Source organism: Bradyrhizobium sp. JR4.1 (genome assembly GCF_040548605.1).
Lineage (GTDB): Bacteria > Pseudomonadota > Alphaproteobacteria > Rhizobiales > Xanthobacteraceae > Bradyrhizobium > Bradyrhizobium canariense.
The window spans coordinates 533,471-552,492 of the sequence record NZ_JBEPRY010000002.1 but is presented as its reverse complement, the minus strand read 5'-3'; the positions used below and the strand labels follow the sequence as shown (position 1 = coordinate 552,492).

The following is a 19,022-nucleotide window of genomic DNA, read 5'->3' as shown; positions in this document are numbered from 1 at the left end:
TTCATTGAATTATATGGGACTTCACCGGCTCTCGACAACCCGGGCAAACACCAGCACGTCCACTTGCGCCGCCTTGGCCCGGAGCAGGGCTCGCGCGCAGGCATCCAGGGTCGCACCCGACGTCAGGACGTCGTCGATGAGGACAATGCGCCGACCCTGGACGTCCGCCTGACGGTCCGGGGATACCTGGAATGCGCCCTGCACATTGGTGGCGCGCTGGGCCCGCGACAGGCCGATCTGCTGCTCGGTGGCGCGTACCCGGCGCAGCACCTCAGCTTTCACTTTCACCCCGCTCTGCCGCTCGATGATGCGTGCCAGGGCGCCGGATTGGTTGTAGCGGCGGCGCCAGGCCCGCCGCCAATGCAGGGGCACCGGCACCAGCATGTCGGCGCCGGCGAGCAACTCGCCGCCCGCCCGCGCCATCCAGCGCCCCATGGCCGGCGCGAGATCAGTGCGGTCCTGGTATTTCAGCGCATGCACCAGGGTGCGCGCGACGTCGTCATAGCGCACCGCAGCGCGCGCCCGTTGGTAGGCCGGCGGGCTCGCAATGGCCTCCATCGATAGCATGTCGGGGCCGGGGTCATAGACGAAGGGAATGCCGAGCCGTGGGCAGTAGGGCCGTTCGATGAACGACAGCCGCGCCCAGCACGAAGCGCACACGCCCTCGCCATCGACCGGCTCGCGGCAGGACACGCACAGCGTCGGCAGCGCGATGTCGAGCGCGAGCCGTGGCAGATGGGCCAATACCCCGCGGCAGGCCTCGAGCGCGCCGCGCAGATGGCTGGAAATGGAGCGTGGTGGTGATGCCTCGGCGCCCATTGGGCAAGGCTAGCGCCGTCCTGCGCCACGCTCAAGCCAATGGGCTGTTCTCGTCCGCGCCCGGCCTACGGCTCTTTCGGCAGCACGGGCCGGAAGAACGATCGCTCATAACGGCGAAAGCAGCGCGTTTGCCTTGCGAATTCGATCGCTTTCTGGACGTCCGGATCTTCGGCGCTGTCCTTCCGATATTGTTCGTACGCCGCGAAGCTCGGGAAGCTGAACATTGCGAGGGCGACGTCGCTCGCGCCTTCCGATGGCAGGAAGTACCCGTGGTGGATGCCGCCGAATCTTGGCACCAGTTCCAGCCACATCCTGCCATAGGCTTCGAATTCGGCGAGCTTGTCCGGGGGGATCTCGTATCGCAGATAACAGGTGATCATCGTTTGACGCTCCGGCGCCGCGGACCTGGTGCGCATTGCTAGTTTGGAACACGGGGGGCCGGCGTCGGCCTCCACGAGGCAAGGCTAGCGCCGCGCGCAGTGGATTGCCAGAACCAGCATGATCGGCGTAACCAGCGCCATGGCCACAACCCCGCAAACCGCGCCCGCTCTGTTCGACCGTGCTTTGCTGCACGCGCGACAGCGCCGCGCGCAGGCGCAAGGTGCGGTGAGCTTCCTGCTGGATCGGGTCGCCGAGGACATGTCCGACCGGCTGGCCGCAGTGATGCGGGAGTTTCGTACAGCGGCCGATCTCTGGACGCCCGGCGAGGGTCTCGCCGTGTTGCGCGCGCGACTGCCCTCGATCGAGCGCATTGAGCTCGATACGTCGGGTGCGGAGAAGCTGCCCTTTGCGCCCGAGAGCCTCGACCTCGTGGTCTCGGCGCTGGCGCTGCAATTCGTCAACGATCTGCCGGGGGTGCTCGCGCAAATCCGTCGCGCGCTGAGGCCGGACGGCCTTCTGCTGGCGGCGATGATCGGCGGCGACAGCCTGACCGAGCTGCGCCAGGCTTTTGCCGCCGCCGAGGCCGAATGCGAGGGCGGTGTTTCGCCGCGTGTGGCGCCGTTTGCCGATTTACGCGACGTTGGCGCGCTGTTGCAGCGGGCAGGATTTGCGCTGCCGGTCACCGATGTCGACCGCGTCGTGGTGCGCTATGGCAATGCCTTCGCGCTGATGCAGGATATCAGGCGCATGGGCGCCGCCAATGTGCTGATCGAACGGCGACGCACGCCCAGCCGGCGATCGACGCTGCTGCGGATGGCTGAAATCTACGCGGAACGCTTTGCCGATGCCGACGGCCGCATCCGTGCGACATTCGACATCATCTGGCTCTCAGGCTGGGCCCCGCATGCGAGCCAGCAGCAGCCGCTCAAGCCCGGATCAGCGAAGGCGAGCCTGGCGGATGCGGTGAAGAAGGCGGGAGGGACGTAACTCCTCATGGTGAGGAGGCGCGTCGGCGCCATCTCGAACCATGCAGGCCCGGCTCTCATCCGCAGCCATCCTTCGAGACGACCGCTGCGCGGTCTCCTCAGGATGAGGTCCGAGCTCACATCAGTAAATCGATCAAATGCGGGATCAGCGGAATGTCCGCGGGCGGCATGGGATAGTCGCGCAGCTTGTTGGCGCGAACCCAGGCCAGGGTCTGGCCTTCGCGTGGCGTGACCTGTCCCTCCCAGCGCCGGCAGATGTAGAGCGGCATCAGGAGGTGAAAGGTCTCGTAGCCGTAGCTCGCGAATGTCAGCGGCGCCAGGCAGGGCTCCGCGACGCTGATGCCGAGCTCCTCGTGGAGTTCGCGGATCAGGCTCTGTTCCGGCCGCTCGCCGGGCTCACACTTGCCGCCGGGAAATTCCCAGAGGCCGGCCAGCGTCTTGCCCTCGGGGCGCTGCGCGATCAGGACGCGCTTGTCGGCGTCGACCAGCGCGCAAGCCACCACGAGCGTCAGTTTGAGATCAGCCATCCCTGGAATTCCGCTCGCTGAAGGATCATCCGCAACGGTTCGTTAACCCTGTGACGGCCCGTGTTTCCGAGGTCTCCATAAGTCATATTTAATCCACGGTTCCTAGAGTGGAAACGCTGAAACCATTCCGGGCCAGATCCATGCGCGTTGAGTTTCGTCCCATCTTCCGTCGGTTTCTCCGCGATCGCCGCGGCAATGTCGCGGTGATCTTCGCAATCTGCTGCGTCCCCCTGATCACGTTCATCGGTTGCGCCGTCGACTATTCGATGGCGACCAGGATGAAGGCAAAGCTGCAAGCTGCTGCCGATGGCGCCGCTGTCGCCGCCGTCTCACAGAAGGCCCCCGGCTTTATCGCTGCCGCAGCCATGACGGGCAATGGCTCCGTCACGGAGGGCGTGAACGACGCGAATAACGTGTTCGACGCCAACATGAGCAATGTCACGGCACCGCCCAACTTGTCTCGCAACAGCACGGTGACGAAGACTGGGATCGCCGTGGCCGCCAGCGTCCAGTTCAGTGCCGACGTCCCCGTCACCTTCCTGAAGATTCTCGGCTACCAAAAGCTCAGCGTCTCCGGCACCTCGAATGCCTCCGCGTCGCTGCCGCCCTATCTCGATTTCTATCTCACGCTCGACGTCTCCGGATCCATGGGCCTGCCGTCGACCTCGGCCGAGGCCGTCCGAATGCAATCGATCAACCCGGACAACTTCAGGCAATACCCCACAGGCTGCACCTTGGCCTGCCATTTCGCGCCCCAGAACAGTGCGTGCACCGATAGCGGAACGCAGGGATATCCTACCAACAATTACTGTCTGGGCTATGCGATCTCGCGCGTCAGTCAAAGCGGCTATGCCGGTCTGCTTTCGACGACGACTGTGAATTCAACGTATCCAAAGGGCAAGAAGCTGTCGTCTTCAGTCGTGTCCGGTCTACCGGGCTCACTGTATTCGACCCTTCCGACCGTTGCGAACTGCCCCACCGCCGGAACCGATAACTGCATTCAGCTCCGGCTGGATGCGGTCGGCTACGCCGTGAACCAGCTGTTTATCACCGCCAACAGCAGCATGAAGGTCGCTAATCAATTCCGGATTGGTATCTATCCGTTCATTCAGTACCTCGATAAGAACTATTTTCCGCTGACGTCCAGCATCAACGGTTCTTCGACGAATCCGTCGACAATCAACTACGCAGCCGCCAATCTCGCTTCGTTGCTCGACACCAACATGAATACGGCTCTCGGATCGGGCGGCACCCATATCGATAACGCGTTGAGTTCGCTCAACAGCTTGATCGTCAGCGCCGGCGACGGCAGCGCCTCGAGCAACGCGCGACCCTATGTATTCCTCGTCACCGACGGCGCACAAGATCCGCAAGTCAAAGGCGTTCCGAATGGAGGCTGGTCGGGCAGTAACCATGCCACGGTCATCAATCCGGCGACCGTCTGCAAACCCTTGAAGGACAAGGGTATCATCATCTCGGTGCTCTACATTCCTTACCAGGTGATCGATCCGGTGAACGCGTCTTTTGCCAATGACGAGGACGATTACGCCAATTGGAACATACCGCTTATTCCGGCGAGCCTGCAGGGCTGCGCGACGCCGGGCTACTTCTATACGGCGAATACCCCGGCGGACATCACGGCCGCCCTGAACGCCATGTTCAATCAGGCGCTGATCACCGCGCATATCACGAAATAGTCGTCCGTCGGGACGCTTACGACCTGTAATCGCCGTTGATCGCGACATACTCCTTGGTGAGGTCGCAGGTCAGCACGCGGTCGCGGCCCTTGCCGAGGCCAAGTGAGACCTTGATCGCGATCTCCGGCGCCTTCATCGCTTCCGACACTTGCGCCTCGTCATAGGACGGATCGCGCGCGCCGCTCTTGGCGACGCGGATGCCGTTGAAGGAGATCGAGAGCTTGTCGCGGTCGGCCGGCTCGCCGGCCTTGCCGACCGCCATCACCACGCGGCCCCAATTGGCGTCCTCGCCGGCGATTGCGGTCTTCACCAGCGGCGAGTTCGCGATCGACATCGCGATCTTGCGCGCCGAGGCCTTGGTCTTGGCGCCCTCGACGGTGATCTCGACCAGCTTACGGGCGCCTTCGCCGTCGCGGGCCACCTGCTCGGAAAGATTGGCGAGCACCTGGTTGAAGGCCTTGACGAAGGCTTTCAGGCGGGGGTCGCTGGCGCGGCTGATCTTCGGCGCGCCGTGTTCTGCGGCAGCACCGGTGGCGAACGCCAGCAGCGTATCCGAGGTCGAGGTGTCGCCGTCGATCGTCACCGCGTTGAACGTGTCTTCGACGCCGCTCTTGAGCAGCGCCTGCAGCGCGGCCGGCGCGATCGGTGCGTCGGTGAAGATGAAGGACAGCATCGTCGCCATATCGGGGGCGATCATGCCGGCACCTTTGGCCATGCCGTTGATGGTGACCTTGGCCTTGCCGAGCTTCACGGTTGCGGTCGCGACCTTCGGGAAGGTGTCGGTGGTCATGATCGCCTTGGCGGCGGCGAGATAATCGCCGGCCTCGGCGGTTTCCGCGAGCCGCCCGAGCACGCCGTCGAACTTGGTCGCATCCAGCGGCTCGCCGATCACGCCGGTCGAGGCCAGGAAGATCTCGCCCTCGGTGCATCCGACGGCCTTGGCCGCGATCTTCGCGGTCAGCGCGGTGGAGCTGCGACCGGTCTTGCCGGTAAAGGCATTGGCGTTGCCGGAATTGACCACCAGCGCGCGCGCCTTGCCGCCCTTCAGCTTGGCGCGGCACCATTCCACCGGTGCGGAGGGGCATTTCGACTTGGTGAAGACGCCGGCGACCGCGGTGCCCTTGTCCATCACCGCGAGCAGCACGTCGGTGCGGTTCTTGTAGCGGATGCCGGCCTCGGCCGTCGCGAGACGGACCCCCGCGATCACGGGCATGTCGGGAACGTGTTTCGGGGCGAGGGGAGAGACGGAGGAGGACATCGCGGGCGCCTTGATGGGATCTGGATATGCAGATGCCCGGCGCGGGGGCCGGGCATCACAAAGGCTTAGATACTCTTCACGTCACCGAAGTGACAGCGAATTCTTACTTCTTCGCAGGCGGCGCCATCTTGCTGTCGGACGGCTTCGCATCCGAAGGCTTGGCATCAGCCGGCTTGGCGTCCTTGGCCGCATCCGCCGGCTGGTCCAGCCGCTCGACCTTGGCTTCCGCGCGCAGCTTGGCGACGTAATCGGCCTGGGCCTTGCGGGTGACATACTGCTCGATCTGCGCCTTGACCTGCTCGAAATCAGGCGCCTTGCGGCTGCGCTTTTCCTCGACCTTGATGACGTGCCAGCCGAACTGCGATTTCACGGGGTCGGAGATCTTGCCCGGCTCGAGCGCGAAGGCGACCGCCGAGAATTCCGGCACCATCTGCTCCTTGGTGAAGAAGCCGAGGTCGCCGCCGTCGGCCGAGCCCGGATCCTTGGACTTCTTCTTGGCGAGCTCGGCGAAATCCGCGCCCTTGTCGAGCTCGGCCTTGACCGCCTTGGCCTCGTCCTCGGTCTCGACCAGGATGTGGCGGGCGTGCACTTCCTGCTCGCCGGTGATCTGCTTGGAGGCCTCCTCATAGACCTTCTTCATGGCATCCGGGGTGGTGGCGGCCTTGCCCTCGCCGGCGAGCAGGCTGTCCATCAGCAGGCGGTTGCGGGCGAACGCGAGCCGCTTCTTGAACTCCTCGCCGTCGGCGAGCTTCTTGTCTTCGGCGGCCTTGCCGACGATCTTCATGTCGATCAGGAAGGACAGGACGTTCTCGTCCTTGGTCGCCGGGTCCATCTGGGCAAGGCTCGGCCCGAGTTCCTCTTCGGCCATGGCGACGTCGCTCTTCTTGATTTCCGCGCCATTGACCTTCGCCAGCACCGGATCGTCGGCAGCCCGGCCGGGACCTGCGATCAGCGCCAGCGCAAGGCAGCCCACGAGGGCGGTGGCGAGGCCGAAGCGCAGGCCGGTTTTGGTTACCGGGAACGAGGTGGTCATGGAAAATCCTTTTGTTGAAGCAGGGGGCTGCTCGAGCGGGGCGGACACTCGCCCAATTCAGGGGGCCTTGGCAACGCGAAAAGTCTGTCAAAATGATGAATTAGCCGCAATGCACCCGCCGTTGACAAGGCCCTGACCGGGCCATATCTCTGCCCGGTCGCGTCCATGCGATGGCGTTTATTTTGCTGCGTTTTTGGCCGTTGAACCCAGACTTGCCCAACTCCCACCCATATGGCGGATGGACCCCCCGCAGTCCGGGCTCCGGCGCCCAGCAGGCGTCACGGTGAGTTGATAGGCAGGCGGGTGACAACCTCTTGGCTGCAACGCGAACGCGGTTGAATCGCGAACACAGGAACTAAGCATGATCGGCGCGCTCGCCCGCAAGTTTTTCGGCTCCGCCAACGACCGGCGGGTGAAGGGATATCAGTCCCGCGTCAACGCGATCAACGCGCTGGAGCCCGAGGTTTCGAAACTCTCCGACGAAGCCCTCAAGGCCCGCACCGTCGAATTCAGGCAGCAGCTCGCCGAGGGCAAGACCCTGGACGACCTTCTGGTCCCCGCTTTCGCCACGGTCCGTGAAGCCGCCAAGCGCACGCTCGGCCAGCGCCATTTCGATGTCCAGCTGATCGGCGGCATGGTGCTGCACGAGGGCGACATCGCCGAGATGAAGACCGGCGAAGGCAAGACCCTGGTCGCAACGCTCGCGGTCTACCTCAACGCGCTCGCCGGCAAGGGCGTCCATGTCGTCACCGTCAACGACTACCTTGCCCGCCGCGACTCCGCCTGGATGGGCCAGATCTACGGCTTCCTCGGCCTGACCACCGGCGTGATCGTGCACGGCCTCGACGATTCCGAGCGCAAGACGGCCTATGCCTGCGACATCACCTACGGCACCAACAACGAATACGGCTTCGACTATCTGCGCGACAACATGAAGTACCGGCTCGAGGACATGGTCCAGCGGCCGCACTTCTACGCCATCGTCGACGAAGTCGACTCCATCCTGATCGACGAAGCGCGCACGCCGCTGATCATTTCCGGTCCGCTCGACGACCGCTCCGACTTCTACAACACCATCGACGGCTTCCTGCCCAAGCTCGACAAGTCCGACTACGACGTCGACGAGAAGCAGCGCACGGTGACGTTGACCGAAGCCGGCATGGAGAAGATCGAGACGCTGCTGCGCGATGCCGGCCAGCTCAAGGGCGAGTCGCTCTACGACGTCGAGAACGTCTCCGTCGTGCACCACATCAACCAGGCGCTGCGCGCCCACACCCTGTTCACGCGCGACAAGGACTACATCGTCCGCGACGACGAGGTCGTCATCATCGACGAGTTCACCGGTCGCATGATGCAGGGCCGCCGCTATTCGGAAGGCCTGCATCAGGCGCTGGAAGCCAAGGAGCACGTGCAGGTTCAGCCCGAGAACCAGACGCTGGCCTCGATCACCTTCCAGAACTATTTCCGGATGTACGAAAAGCTCGCCGGCATGACCGGCACGGCGCTGACCGAAGCCGACGAATTGTTCGACATCTACAAGCTCGAGGTCGTGGAAATCCCGACCAATTTGCCGGTCGCCCGTCTCGACGAAGACGACGAGGTCTATCGCACCCAGAACGAGAAATACGCCGCGATCCTGGCCGAGATCGAGCGCGCCAATGCGCGGCTGCAGCCGGTGCTGGTCGGCACCGCCTCGATCGAAAAATCGGAAGTGATCGCCGAATATCTCAAGAAGCACGGCTATCGGCAGATCGATTTCGGCAGCGAAAATTCGATGCAGAAGCTGTACGCCGCGGCCCGCGCCGGCAAGCCGGCAAAGCTGTTCGCGGTGCTGAACGCGCGCTTCCACGAGCAGGAAGCCTACATCGTCGCAGAAGCCGGCGTCCCCGGCGCGATCACGATCGCGACCAACATGGCCGGCCGCGGCACCGACATCAAGCTCGGCGGCTCGCTGGAAATGCGCATCCAGCAGGAGGCCGCTTCGATCGAGGACGAGGCCGAGAAGGCCTTGAAGATCGAGCAGATCAAGGCCGACATCGAGCACTTCCGCGACATCGTGCTGAAGGCCGAGGAAGAGGTCGAGATCGAACCGGCGAAGGGTTCGAAGCCCGCCAAGACCGTGAAGAAGCCCGGCGGCCTCTACATCATGGGTTCTGAACGCCACGAATCCCGCCGCATCGACAACCAGCTCCGCGGCCGCTCCGGCCGCCAGGGCGACCCCGGCCGCTCGAAATTCTTCCTGTCGCTGGAAGACGATTTGATGCGCATCTTCGGCTCGGATCGCCTCGACAGCATGCTGCAGCGTCTCGGCCTGCAGGAGGGCGAGGCCATCATCCATCCCTGGATCAACAAGGCGCTCGAGAAGGCGCAGCAGAAGGTCGAGGCGCGCAACTTCGACATCCGCAAGAATTTGCTCAAGTTCGACAACGTCCAGAACGACCAGCGCAAGGTGATCTTCGACCAGCGCGTCGACCTGATGAAGGACGACAGCGTCGCCGAGACCGTCGCCGACATGCGCCACGCCTTCATCGACGACCTCGTCGCCAAGCACGTGCCCGAGCACGCCTATGCCGAGCAGTGGGACGTCGCGGGCCTGAAGGAAGAGCTCAAGCGCGTGCTCGATCTCGACCTGCCGGTCGAGGACTGGGCCAAGGAAGAGGGCATCGCCGACGAGGAGCTGCTCACGCGCATCGAGACCCGCGCCGACGAGCACATGGCCGCCAAGGTCGGGCAATGGGGTCCCGACGTGATGCGTTACGTCGAGAAGACCATTCTGCTGCAGACGCTCGACCATCTCTGGCGCGAGCACCTGATCATGCTCGACCATCTGCGCCAGGTCATCGGCCTGCGCGGCTACGGCCAGCGCGATCCGCTGCAGGAGTACAAGACCGAAGCGTTCAACCTCTTCCAGGAGATGAGCGCGCATCTGCGCGAGGCCGTCACGGCGCAGCTGATGCGGGTCGAGATCGTGCCGCCGGAGCAGGAAGCCCCGGTGCTGCCTCAGATGGAAGCGCACAAATTCGACCCGAACACCGGCGAGGACGAAATGGCGCTCGCCAGCGTCACGCTCGGAGCGCAGGCCACCGACGCCGCGTTGCGCGATCCCAAGAACCCGGCCAGCTGGGGCAAGATCGGACGCAACGAGGATTGTCCGTGCGGCTCAGGCAAGAAGTACAAGCACTGCCACGGGCGGTATGCTTAGCGATGAGGTGTGAGGTGCGACGTCGGCGCCTCACACCCCACTGTCGTCGCCCGCTTTAACCGGGCGACCCAGTACACCGCGGCTTCTCGGTTCAAATCACATCCGTCTCTGGAATACTGGATCGCCCGATTAAATCGGGCGATGACAGCGAGTATGTGGCGCGCAGCTCCATCTCCATCGTCGTCCTGGCGAAAGCCAGGACGACGAATTCTCAATTCGAACTATCGATCAAGCTCTCCAGCAGCCGCTTCAATTCGCTCGTCGATTTGTCGCCGTAGCTCTCCAGGATGTGCTCTTCCTGGTCGACCGCGAGCGAGTTGAGCTTCTTGCTCAGCACCTTGCCGCGATCGGAGATGAACATCAGGACCTTGCGGCGATCGTTCGGGTCCTGCACGCGGTAGACCAGCGTGTCCGAGACCATGCGATCGATCATCTTCGTCAGCGTCGGATGGTTGAGCAGCACGGCATCCGCGAGTTCGCCCATCGAATGGCCGTTGCCATCCGACAGCACTTTCAGGATGCGCCACTGCTCGACGGGCACGCCTTCCTTGCTCAACCGCAGTTCGAGCTGCCGGTTGATCTCCCGGTTGGCTTGCGCGAGCAGGTAGGCGAGGTGTTCGGTGATCGGGGTGTTTGGTTTTGCCACGGCTAAGACTTTGTCTTGACCCAAATGAGTGAATGTCTTGCAATCGATGCTGCATCTATATGCACTTCAATTCTTGAATATTCAATATTTTCAAAATAGGATATTGCCCAACAATAGGGCGGGTGCCGCGGCCGCCTGCTGAATGAGCTTTCAAGTCTGGTATCAGACAGGAGTTGGCGTGCGCGCGACGGTAAACTTCCCGGCTCACGGCGGTCCGGCGTTACCGCCGTCCTTGCTGTTCAGGAATCTGTCGCCCGCGGCAGCGGATTTCGACCTGTCGCCGGTTGACGCGCATTTCATGAAGCGCCGCGGCGCACACAACAAGCTCCGCGTCGGCGGCTTCATCTGTTGCACCGGCTCGCCCGGCGTTTGGGGTCCGTGCGCGACAAGCAGTGCGCAGCTCGCCGTCGCCGAGATCAACAAGCGCGGCGGCATTCTCGGGCGCGAAATCGAGCTTTCGATCTACGACGCCGGCGGCCCGCTCGACGAGATTCTGAGCCGCGCCGAGCAGGCGATCGCGTCCGATGAGATCGATCTCATCGTCGGCTTACATACCAGCGCGGTGCGCGTGGCGCTGCGCAAGGTCACCACTCGCCACCGCATCCCCTACATCTACACACCCGTTTACGAAGGCGGCGAGCAGACGCCGGGTGTCATGGCGATCGGCGAGACGCCGCGCTGGCAGAGCCGTCCGTCGATCCACTGGCTTGCCGACGTCAAAAAGGCGGCGCGCTGGTACCTGATCGGCAGCGACTATGTCTGGCCCTGGCAGTCGCACCGCGCGGTGAAGCGCTACATCAAGGAGGCCGGCGGCCATGTCGTCGGCGAAGAGTTCGTTCCCCTCGGCGAAGACAACCACGAGCCGCATCTGGAGCGCATCCGTGCCGCGAGGCCGGATGTCGTCCTGATCTCGTTGATCGGCACCGACAGCATCACGTTCAATCGCGCGTTCGGCGAATGCGGTCTCGGCGCCACGACGCTGCGGCTGGCCGGGGCGATGGACGAGACCGTGCTGCTCGGAATCGGCGCCGACAACAGCGAGAATCTGTTCTGCGCCTCCGGCTATTTCCCCGGCATCGGATCGCGGGTCAATGACGACTTCCAGAGCCGCTATCGCGCGATGTTCGGACCGAACGGCCCCCCGATCGGGTCGCTCGGTCAATCCAGCTATGAGGGACTGCGCTTCCTTGAGGCCGTAGCAAACAAGGCGGGCACGTTGGCGATGGCGCCCATGCTCGCGGCCGGCCGCAACATCGTCTATGGCGGCGCGCGCGGCCCCGTCACCGTCAGGAACGGTCATACCCGGATGCAAATGTATCTCGCCGGGGCGGACGGCCTCGATTTCAAGCTGATCAAACCGATCTGATGCCGGCGCGGCCATCCGCAAACGCCCGAATTCAAAATAATACTTGAAAAGGAAAATATTTCCGTCTGTAATATCGAGGTGGAGCCGATGGGCCCGCGCCGTGCACGCGCGCCCATGAGGCTCCAATGCCAGGGATTCCAATTCCAGGGATCAAGAAGCCTTGAGGAGAGCGCCGTGACAGTTGTCCTTCCCACGCCAGCCCAATTGCGCAGTGTCGCCGACCAGTGCGGCCTTTCGCTGACCGACGACGATGTCGCCTCGTTCCGCGGCCTGATGCAGGGCTCGATCGAGGCCTACAATCTCGTCGGCGCCATGCCGGACGAGGTGCCGGAGGTCAAATATCCGCGCACCCCGGGCTATCGGCCCTCGCCGGAAGAAAACCCGCGCAACGCCTGGTATCGCAAGTCGACGGTGAAGGGTGCGGCGAGCGGCAAGCTCAAGGGCAAGACGGTTGCTCTCAAGGACAACATCATGCTCGCCGGCGTTCCCATGATGAACGGCTCGGCGACGCTCGAAGGCTACGTCCCGGATTTCGACGCCACCATCGTCACCCGCATGCTCGATGCCGGCGCCGAGATTGCCGGAAAAGTCCATTGCGAATCCTTCTGCATGTCCGGCGGCAGCCACACCAATGCGGTCGGCGCCGTCCACAATCCGCACAAGATGGGCTATTCGGCCGGCGGCTCATCGTCAGGCTCAGGCGTCGTCGTCGCGCTCGGCGAGGTCGACATGGCGATCGGCGGCGACCAGGGTGGTTCGATCCGCATGCCGTCCTCCTTCTGCGGCACTTATGGCATGAAGCCGACCTGGGGCCTCGTGCCCTACACCGGCATCATGCCGATCGAGGTGTTCGTCGATCACACCGGCCCGATGACGGCGACCGTCGCCGACAACGCCCTGCTGCTCGAAGTGCTGGCCGGCGACGACGGCTACGATCCCCGCATCAAGGCGCCCAAAGTCGAGGAGTACACCAAGGCGCTCGGCCAGGGCGTCAAGGGCATGAAGATCGGGATCCTCAAGGAAGGCTTTGAGCAGGCGAATGCCGAAGCCGCCGTGAACGAGAGCGTGCGGGAGGCCGCAAAGCGTTTTAGGGATCTCGGCGCCACGGTCGAGACCGTTTCGATTCCGATGCATCTCATGGGCCCCGCGATCTGGACGCCGATCGGCACCGAGGGCATGACCCAGACCATGATGTATGGCGACGGCTATGGTCTGTCCCGCTCCGACCTCTATTCGACCACGTTGATGGACTTCCATCGCGGCTGGCGCCGGCAGGCGGATTCCCTGTCCGAGACCACAAAGCTGTTCCTGCTGCTCGGCACCTACATCAACAACACTTTCGGTCCGCGCTATTACGGCAAGGCGCTCAACATCTCCCGACGCCTGACCGCGGCCTACGACAAGGCCTTCAAAGACTACGATTTGCTGCTGCTGCCGACCACGCCCATGAAGGCGACGAAGCTGCCGGAAGCCACGGCCAGCCGCGAGGACTATGTCGCGCGTGCGCTGGAGATGATCTCCAACACCGCGCCGTTCGACATCACTCATCATCCGGCGATGTCGCTGCCCTGCGGCATGGTCGACGGCCTTCCCGTCGGCCTCATGCTGGTCGGCCGCATGTTCGAGGAATCCACCATCTACCGTGCCGCCCACGCCTTCGAGCAGATCGGCGACTGGAAGAAGATGTGAGCGAGGCATTGATGCGGGCCAACGGAACAGGGAAGCGTTTTCGGACGCGTCAAGACAACAAGCCGGAGCCCCGTTCCGATCCCGTCGGAACGGGAAAGGCTCTGGCGCATGGCTAACGCATTCGTCGCGGCTTTCGAGATCCTGAGCTTTGGCGCGATCATCGTCCTGATCGTGCTGGGGCTCGGGATCATCGCCAGCATGATGGGCATCTTCAACTTCGCGCAGGGCGAGTTCGTCCTGCTCGGGGCCTACATCACTTATCTCGCCTACGCCAAGGGCCTGCCGATCTGGGCCGGCATGGTCGCCGCGCCCTTCGTCGTCGGCGCGCTCGGCTTCGTGCTGGAGGCGCTGATCATCCGACGCTTCTACGCAGCGCCCATCGTCGCCATGCTCGGCACCTATGCGCTCGGCCTGATCATCCGCGAATCCGTGCGCGGCCTGATCGGCGGCTTCTATCTCACCGTGCCGGAGCCGATCGGCGGCTCGATCGATATCGGCGCCATGCACATCTCGGCCTGGCGCTTCACCATCATCGTCATCACAGCGCTGGTGATGGGCGGCTGCTATCTGTTGCTGGCGCGCACCAGCTTCGGCCTGCGCGTGCGCGCCACGCTGGAAAATCCCTCGCTGGCACGCGCCTCCGGAATCTCCACGCCGCTGATCTACGGCGCCACCTTCGCCTTCGGCGCGGCACTTGCCGGCCTTGCCGGCGCTCTGATCGTGCCGGTGTTCAGCCTGTTCGCCGATCTCGGCCTGCGCTTCCTGATCCAGGGCTTCGTCGCGGTGATGGTCGGCGGCGTCGGCTCCTTCATCGGGCCGGTCGCAGGCGCCGGCGTCATCGGCACGCTCAGTGCCGCGCTGCCCTGGGTGATGGCGCCGGTCGTCGCCGATGTCCTCGTCTTCGTTCTTGCCATCATCTTCATCAAATTCCGGCCGCAGGGCCTCATCGCTGGAAAAGGGGTTTAGTCACATGTCCGATCGCACTCAGCTCTCCCGCCGCCGCTTCCTCTCGAATTTCGCCTTTGCCTCCGGCGCGGTCGCAACCGGCGTCGGCAGTTGGGTGATCCCCGCGCCCTGGGCCAATGCGGCCGAAGCCCCGATCAAGGTCGGCATCGCCACCGACCTCACCGGGCCGATCGCCTACGCCGGCAATGCCGACGCCAACGTCGCCAAGATGGTGATCAAGGAGATCAACGCCGGCGGCGGCCTGCTCGGCCGCCCGCTCGAGCTCTATATCGAGGACACGGCCTCCAACGAGTCCGTCGCTGTCGGCAACGTCCGCAAGCTAATCCAGCGCGACAAGGTCGACATGGTGCTCGGCGGCATCACCTCGTCGATGCGCAACGCCATCAAGGACCCGATCGTCGCGCGCGGCAAGACGCTCTACATCTATCCGCAGCTGTACGAAGGCAAGGAGTGCACGCCCTATCTGTTCTGCACCGGGCCGACGCCCGCGCAGCAGTGCGACGAGTTCATTCCCTGGCTGATCAAGAACGGCGGCAAGAAGTTCGCGCTGCCGAGCGCCAACTACGTCTGGCCGCACACGCTCAACGTCTACGCCCGCAAGGTGATCGAGGCCAATGGCGGCGAGGTCGTGTTCGAGGAATATTATCCGCTCGACCAGGTCGACTTCTCCTCGACCGTCAACCGCATCATCTCCAACAAGGTCGACGTCGTCTTCAATACCGTCATCCCGCCCGGCGTCGGTCCGTTCTTCAAGCAGCTCTATGAGGCCGGCTTCCTCAAGAATGGCGGACGGCTGGCCTGCGTCTACTATGACGAGAACACGCTCAACATCAATCAGGCCGCCGAGATCGAGGGTCTCGCCAGCTGCCTCGATTATTTCAAGGTGCTGACCAAGGAGAACCCGTTCGACGCGAAAATCCAGGCGGCCTACGAGAAGGATTTCCCGGGCAACTTCCTGTTCGCCGCCGGCAGCGCCGCCACCGGCACCTATCGCGGCCTGAAGCTGTGGGAAGCCGCCGTCAAGGAAGCCGGCAAGATCGACCGCGAGTCGGTCGCCGCGACGCTCGACCACGCCAAGATCGCCGAAGGCCCCGGCGGACCGGCCGAGATGGTACCGGGCAAGCGGCATTGCAAGATGAAGATGTACACCGCGGTCGCCAAGGGCGGGAATTACGAGATCGTCGGACGCAGCGACGGGCTCGTCGATCCCAAGGAATGCTGAGGCGGAATGCCGAAGTCGATGAGTGTGGTAAGAGAGGCCATCGCCGGCGACGAAGCGGACGATGCGATGGCTGAGCGCGCGGTAGCGGAACAGGTCGCGGCAGGACGAAAAGTCCTGCCGATCGTGGAGGGCGTCGTGCTCGTTGCGGCGCTGGTCGCGCCGCTGGTGCTGCAGGACTACCTCACGGTGTTCGCGACGCGGGTGATCATCCTCGCGCTGTTCGCGCTCTCGTTCGACCTGGTGTGGGGCTATGCCGGCATCATGAGCTTTGGCCAGGCGCTGTTCTTCGGCTCGGCCGGCTATGGCGTGGCGTTGCTCGCGCGCGACCTCGACATCACCAACATCTTCCTGGTGCTGCCCGCGGGAACGCTGATCGGGCTCACGTTCGCGCTGTTGCTCGGCGGCTTCCTGCTGCTGGGACGACATCCCTCCAGCGTGATCTTCGTCTCGCTGGGCACGCTAACCGGCTCCTACGCCGCCGACCGGCTGGCGCGCGGCTGGTACTATCTCGGCGGCCAGAACGGTATCCCCTCGATCTCGTCGATGACGCTCGGCAGTTACGAATTCTCGGAAGGGCCGCCGTTCTACTATCTCGTGCTTGGCCTTCTTGTCGTGGTCTATCTCCTCTGCCGTTTTCTGGTGCGCTCGCAGTTCGGGTTGGCGCTCGCGGGCTTGCGCGAGAACGAGCAGCGCATCGCCTTCTTCGGCTACAAGACGCAGCACCTGAAGGCGATCATCTTTGCGATCGGCGGCGCGGTGGCGGGTCTTGCCGGCAGCCTTTACGCCTTCCACGAGGGTTTCGTCTGGCCCAACATGGTCGGCGTCGTGGTCTCGACGCAAGTCGTGCTCTACGTCCTGTTCGGCGGTTCCGGCACGCTGATCGGCGCCGTCATCGGCGCCGTCATCGTCGAGGGCGTCAGCTTCTGGCTCTCGGACAATTACCGCGAGGTCTGGCCGATCATCCTTGGCGTGCTGCTGTTGCTCGTGATCCTGTTCCGGCCGCTCGGTCTGATCAGTTTTGTGCTCGGCGAGCGCGAGCGGGTCGGCAGCTTTGGTGGCAAGTCCAGGAAAACCGGGAAGGAGAAGCGCGATGCCGCTCCTTGAAGCCACCGGCGTCAAGAAGATTTTCGGGAAGCTCACCGCGCTCGACGGCGCCGAGCTCACTGTCGGCGAGAACGAGTTTCACGGCCTGATCGGACCGAACGGCTCCGGCAAGAGCACGCTGATGAAGTGCATCGCCGGCGCCGAGGTGCCGACGCAGGGCAAGGTGAGTTTCATCAACACCGACATCACCGCGTTCACGCCGACCGAGCGTGCCCGCGCCGGCATGAGCCTGAAATTCCAGATCACATCCGTGCTGCCGACGCTGACGCTCTACGACAACATCCTGCTCGCGCTGCAGGCGCAATCCTCGCTGTTCGATCTCGTGTTCTCGCGCACGCGCGGGCTCCTGCACGATCAGGTCATGACCATGCTGACGCAGTTCCGCCTCGCCGACCGCGCTTTCGATGCGGCCGCAGCGCTGTCGCACGGTCAGCAGCAATGGCTGGAGATCGCGATGGCGCTGGCCGGCAAGCCGAAACTCCTGCTGCTGGACGAGCCGACCGGCGGGATGAGCCTGGAGGAGCGCCGCGTTACCGGCGAATTGCTGCAGCCGATCAAAAAGCATTGCTCGCTTGTCATCGTCGAGCACGACCTCGATTTCATCCGCGACATCTGCGATCGTCTCACCGTGCTCGACCAGGGCAAGGTGCTGGCGTCCGGCACGGTGTCGGAGATCCAGGCCAACAAGGCCGTCCAGGAGATCTATTTGCGCCGTGCCTGAATTTTTGGACATCAAGCATCTCGACGCCGGCTATGGCCGCAGCCAGGTCCTGTTCGACGTCAACCTCGGCATTCCCTGGCGCGGCGGTGTCGCCGTGCTCGGCCGCAACGGCGCCGGCAAGACCACGTTGATGAAGACCATCGTCGGCGAGTTGCCGGCGTGGAAGGGCGAGGTCGCCTTCGATGGCCGCGACATCAGCCGCCGCGCGACCCAGGAGCGCGTCCGCGCCGGCATCGGCTACGTGCCGCAGGAGCATTCGGTGTTCGCGCGTCTGTCGGTGCGCGACAATCTCGCGGTCGGCTCGCTCGCGAGCAGGAAGGCCGACGCGGTCGACCACGTGCTGACCATCTTCCCAAAACTCGGCCAGCGCCTCGACCAGCCCGCCGGCACGCTGTCCGGCGGCGAGCGCAAGATGCTCGCCATCGGCCGTGCCATGCTGGGCGATCCAAAACTGCTTCTGCTCGACGAGCCGACCGAGGGCGTCTGGATCGGCGTGATCGAGGAAATTACCGAGCGCCTGATCGAGCTCGCGAAAACCATCGCCGTGATCATCGTCGAGCAGCACCTCGACCTCGCGCTTCGCGTCGCGGACTACGCCTACGTGCTCGACCGCGGACGAGTCGCGCTGCAAGGCGAGGCAGGCGAGGTGAGGGGCAATCCGGAGCTGCTGCGGTATCTGGCGCCGTAGGGCGCCCTGCCAGTCCGGTCATCCCCGCGCAATGGCGAAGCCATTGTCGCTGGAGGCGCTCGCGCAGCGAGCCTCGAAGGATGCACGGCCGCGCGGCCAAGCGGGCCGTCGGCCTTCGAGGGTAGCTGAAGAAGCGGACACCTCAGGGTGACGGTGAAGTGCTTCCGAAAAATGGATTGACGATGGACAGCCCGCCGATGCTGCGTCCGTGCTGCATGTCCTCGCCATACAGGGTCTCGCAGCCAGCCTCGATTGCGGTCGCTACGATCAGAGCATCGTAAAAGGCAAGCGTATGGTCGCGCGCAAGCGCAAGCGCCGTAGCGTGCGTGTCGGCAGTGAGATGACGCCGCCGCCGGCAATTGTGGTCAGCGCGCGCTCGCGCCGGATGTCGGCCGAAAAGGCATAGACCAGGATGTTGCTGTCGAAGAACGGGCTTATCTCTCGTTCGCTTCGTCCCGGTCGAATTTGTAACCCTCGGGCAGGGGAATCCGGAACTGGTCGGCTTGCCTGAGAAATTCCGCTCGTCTGTCGACCTTCTCTACTGCGATCTGGCCTGTCGAAGTCTCTACGACATTGAGCTCGTCACCGGGGGAGAGGTTCAAAGCCTCAACGAGTGCCTTAGGCAGGCGGACTGCGAGGCTGTTACCCCATTTGGAGACCAGCATGGAATGATATGCCCTGATCATTCGGGACCGCCGTCAGCTCGGTAAAAATCGG

18 protein-coding genes are annotated in these 19,022 nt (G+C 63.8%); 11 read left to right on the top strand and 7 right to left on the bottom strand.

The annotated features are described in order from the left end of the window. Positions 1-21: 21 nt before the first annotated feature. Positions 22-819, bottom strand: a complete 798-nt coding sequence (locus ABIB90_RS07835; RefSeq protein WP_007599185.1) for a ComF family protein — start codon at positions 817-819, stop codon at positions 22-24. Between the two features lie 65 nt (positions 820-884). Then, the gene (locus tag ABIB90_RS07830) at positions 885-1,199 is read right to left on the bottom strand and encodes an NIPSNAP family protein (protein WP_007599187.1); all 315 of its coding nucleotides are present in this window, start codon (positions 1,197-1,199) and stop codon (positions 885-887) included. Positions 1,200-1,317: 118 nt separating this feature from the next. Here ABIB90_RS07830 and ABIB90_RS07825 point away from each other — a divergent pair, with 118 nt between their 5' ends. Then, positions 1,318-2,187 (top strand): methyltransferase domain-containing protein, encoded by an 870-nt coding sequence (locus ABIB90_RS07825; protein WP_354200591.1) that lies wholly within the window; start codon positions 1,318-1,320, stop codon positions 2,185-2,187. A gap of 115 nt (positions 2,188-2,302) precedes the next feature. On the opposite strand, the gene ABIB90_RS07820 is transcribed toward ABIB90_RS07825, so the two are convergent. Then, positions 2,303-2,713: a (deoxy)nucleoside triphosphate pyrophosphohydrolase gene (locus ABIB90_RS07820; RefSeq protein ID WP_007599192.1), complete on the bottom strand. Its 411-nt coding sequence runs from the start codon at positions 2,711-2,713 to the stop codon at positions 2,303-2,305. A 140-nt stretch (positions 2,714-2,853) separates the two neighbouring features. Between ABIB90_RS07820 and ABIB90_RS07815 the strand changes: the two genes are divergently transcribed. Continuing rightward, positions 2,854-4,410 (top strand): TadE/TadG family type IV pilus assembly protein, encoded by a 1,557-nt coding sequence (locus tag ABIB90_RS07815; RefSeq protein WP_007599194.1) that lies wholly within the window; start codon positions 2,854-2,856, stop codon positions 4,408-4,410. A gap of 16 nt (positions 4,411-4,426) precedes the next feature. Here the strand turns inward: ABIB90_RS07815 and argJ are convergent, their stop codons facing one another. Further along, the gene (argJ, locus tag ABIB90_RS07810; RefSeq protein WP_007599195.1) at positions 4,427-5,668 is read right to left on the bottom strand and encodes a bifunctional glutamate N-acetyltransferase/amino-acid acetyltransferase ArgJ; all 1,242 of its coding nucleotides are present in this window, start codon (positions 5,666-5,668) and stop codon (positions 4,427-4,429) included. Positions 5,669-5,771: 103 nt separating this feature from the next. Continuing rightward, entirely contained in the window at positions 5,772-6,701 is a 930-nt protein-coding gene (locus tag ABIB90_RS07805; RefSeq protein ID WP_219679449.1) for a peptidylprolyl isomerase, read from the bottom strand. 361 nt (positions 6,702-7,062) lie between these two features. Here ABIB90_RS07805 and secA point away from each other — a divergent pair, with 361 nt between their 5' ends. Then, positions 7,063-9,903, top strand: a complete 2,841-nt coding sequence (gene secA, locus ABIB90_RS07800) for a preprotein translocase subunit SecA (RefSeq protein WP_007599197.1) — start codon at positions 7,063-7,065, stop codon at positions 9,901-9,903. 211 nt (positions 9,904-10,114) lie between these two features. Here secA and ABIB90_RS07795 read toward each other — a convergent pair whose 3' ends face one another. Continuing rightward, positions 10,115-10,549 carry a MarR family winged helix-turn-helix transcriptional regulator gene (locus tag ABIB90_RS07795; RefSeq protein ID WP_007599198.1) on the bottom strand — a complete coding sequence of 145 codons (435 nt, stop codon included), beginning with the start codon at positions 10,547-10,549 and terminating at the stop codon, positions 10,115-10,117. A 178-nt stretch (positions 10,550-10,727) separates the two neighbouring features. On the opposite strand from ABIB90_RS07795, the gene ABIB90_RS07790 reads away from it, so the two are divergent. The 8 genes from ABIB90_RS07790 to ABIB90_RS07755 all read left to right on the top strand — a co-directional run bounded on the left by ABIB90_RS07790 (position 10,728) and on the right by ABIB90_RS07755 (position 18,711). Next, the gene (locus ABIB90_RS07790; RefSeq protein ID WP_007599200.1) at positions 10,728-11,915 is read left to right on the top strand and encodes a substrate-binding domain-containing protein; all 1,188 of its coding nucleotides are present in this window, start codon (positions 10,728-10,730) and stop codon (positions 11,913-11,915) included. 174 nt (positions 11,916-12,089) lie between these two features. Then, positions 12,090-13,604 (top strand): amidase, encoded by a 1,515-nt coding sequence (locus tag ABIB90_RS07785; RefSeq protein ID WP_035993944.1) that lies wholly within the window; start codon positions 12,090-12,092, stop codon positions 13,602-13,604. Between the two features lie 108 nt (positions 13,605-13,712). After that, the gene (locus ABIB90_RS07780) at positions 13,713-14,570 is read left to right on the top strand and encodes a branched-chain amino acid ABC transporter permease (RefSeq protein WP_354200590.1); all 858 of its coding nucleotides are present in this window, start codon (positions 13,713-13,715) and stop codon (positions 14,568-14,570) included. A gap of 4 nt (positions 14,571-14,574) precedes the next feature. Continuing rightward, the gene (locus ABIB90_RS07775) at positions 14,575-15,792 is read left to right on the top strand and encodes a substrate-binding protein (RefSeq protein WP_007599205.1); all 1,218 of its coding nucleotides are present in this window, start codon (positions 14,575-14,577) and stop codon (positions 15,790-15,792) included. A gap of 6 nt (positions 15,793-15,798) precedes the next feature. Continuing rightward, a complete protein-coding gene (locus ABIB90_RS07770; RefSeq protein WP_007599212.1) occupies positions 15,799-16,896 on the top strand; it encodes a branched-chain amino acid ABC transporter permease in 1,098 nt (365 codons plus the stop codon). Continuing rightward, positions 16,883-17,617, top strand: a complete 735-nt coding sequence (locus tag ABIB90_RS07765; protein ID WP_354159892.1) for an ABC transporter ATP-binding protein — start codon at positions 16,883-16,885, stop codon at positions 17,615-17,617. Before ABIB90_RS07770 ends, ABIB90_RS07765 begins: the two co-directional genes overlap by 14 nt. Then, positions 17,610-18,305, top strand: coding sequence for a branched-chain amino acid ABC transporter ATP-binding protein (locus ABIB90_RS07760; protein ID WP_007599215.1), 696 nt, complete (start codon positions 17,610-17,612; stop codon positions 18,303-18,305). The genes ABIB90_RS07765 and ABIB90_RS07760 overlap by 8 nt, the downstream gene beginning before the upstream one ends. Positions 18,306-18,513: 208 nt before the next feature. After that, positions 18,514-18,711: a hypothetical protein gene (locus ABIB90_RS07755; protein ID WP_246648572.1), complete on the top strand. Its 198-nt coding sequence runs from the start codon at positions 18,514-18,516 to the stop codon at positions 18,709-18,711. 28 nt (positions 18,712-18,739) lie between these two features. Here ABIB90_RS07755 and ABIB90_RS07750 read toward each other — a convergent pair whose 3' ends face one another. Further along, positions 18,740-18,970 carry an AbrB/MazE/SpoVT family DNA-binding domain-containing protein gene (locus ABIB90_RS07750; protein ID WP_007599216.1) on the bottom strand — a complete coding sequence of 77 codons (231 nt, stop codon included), beginning with the start codon at positions 18,968-18,970 and terminating at the stop codon, positions 18,740-18,742. Positions 18,971-19,022 lie beyond the last annotated feature (52 nt).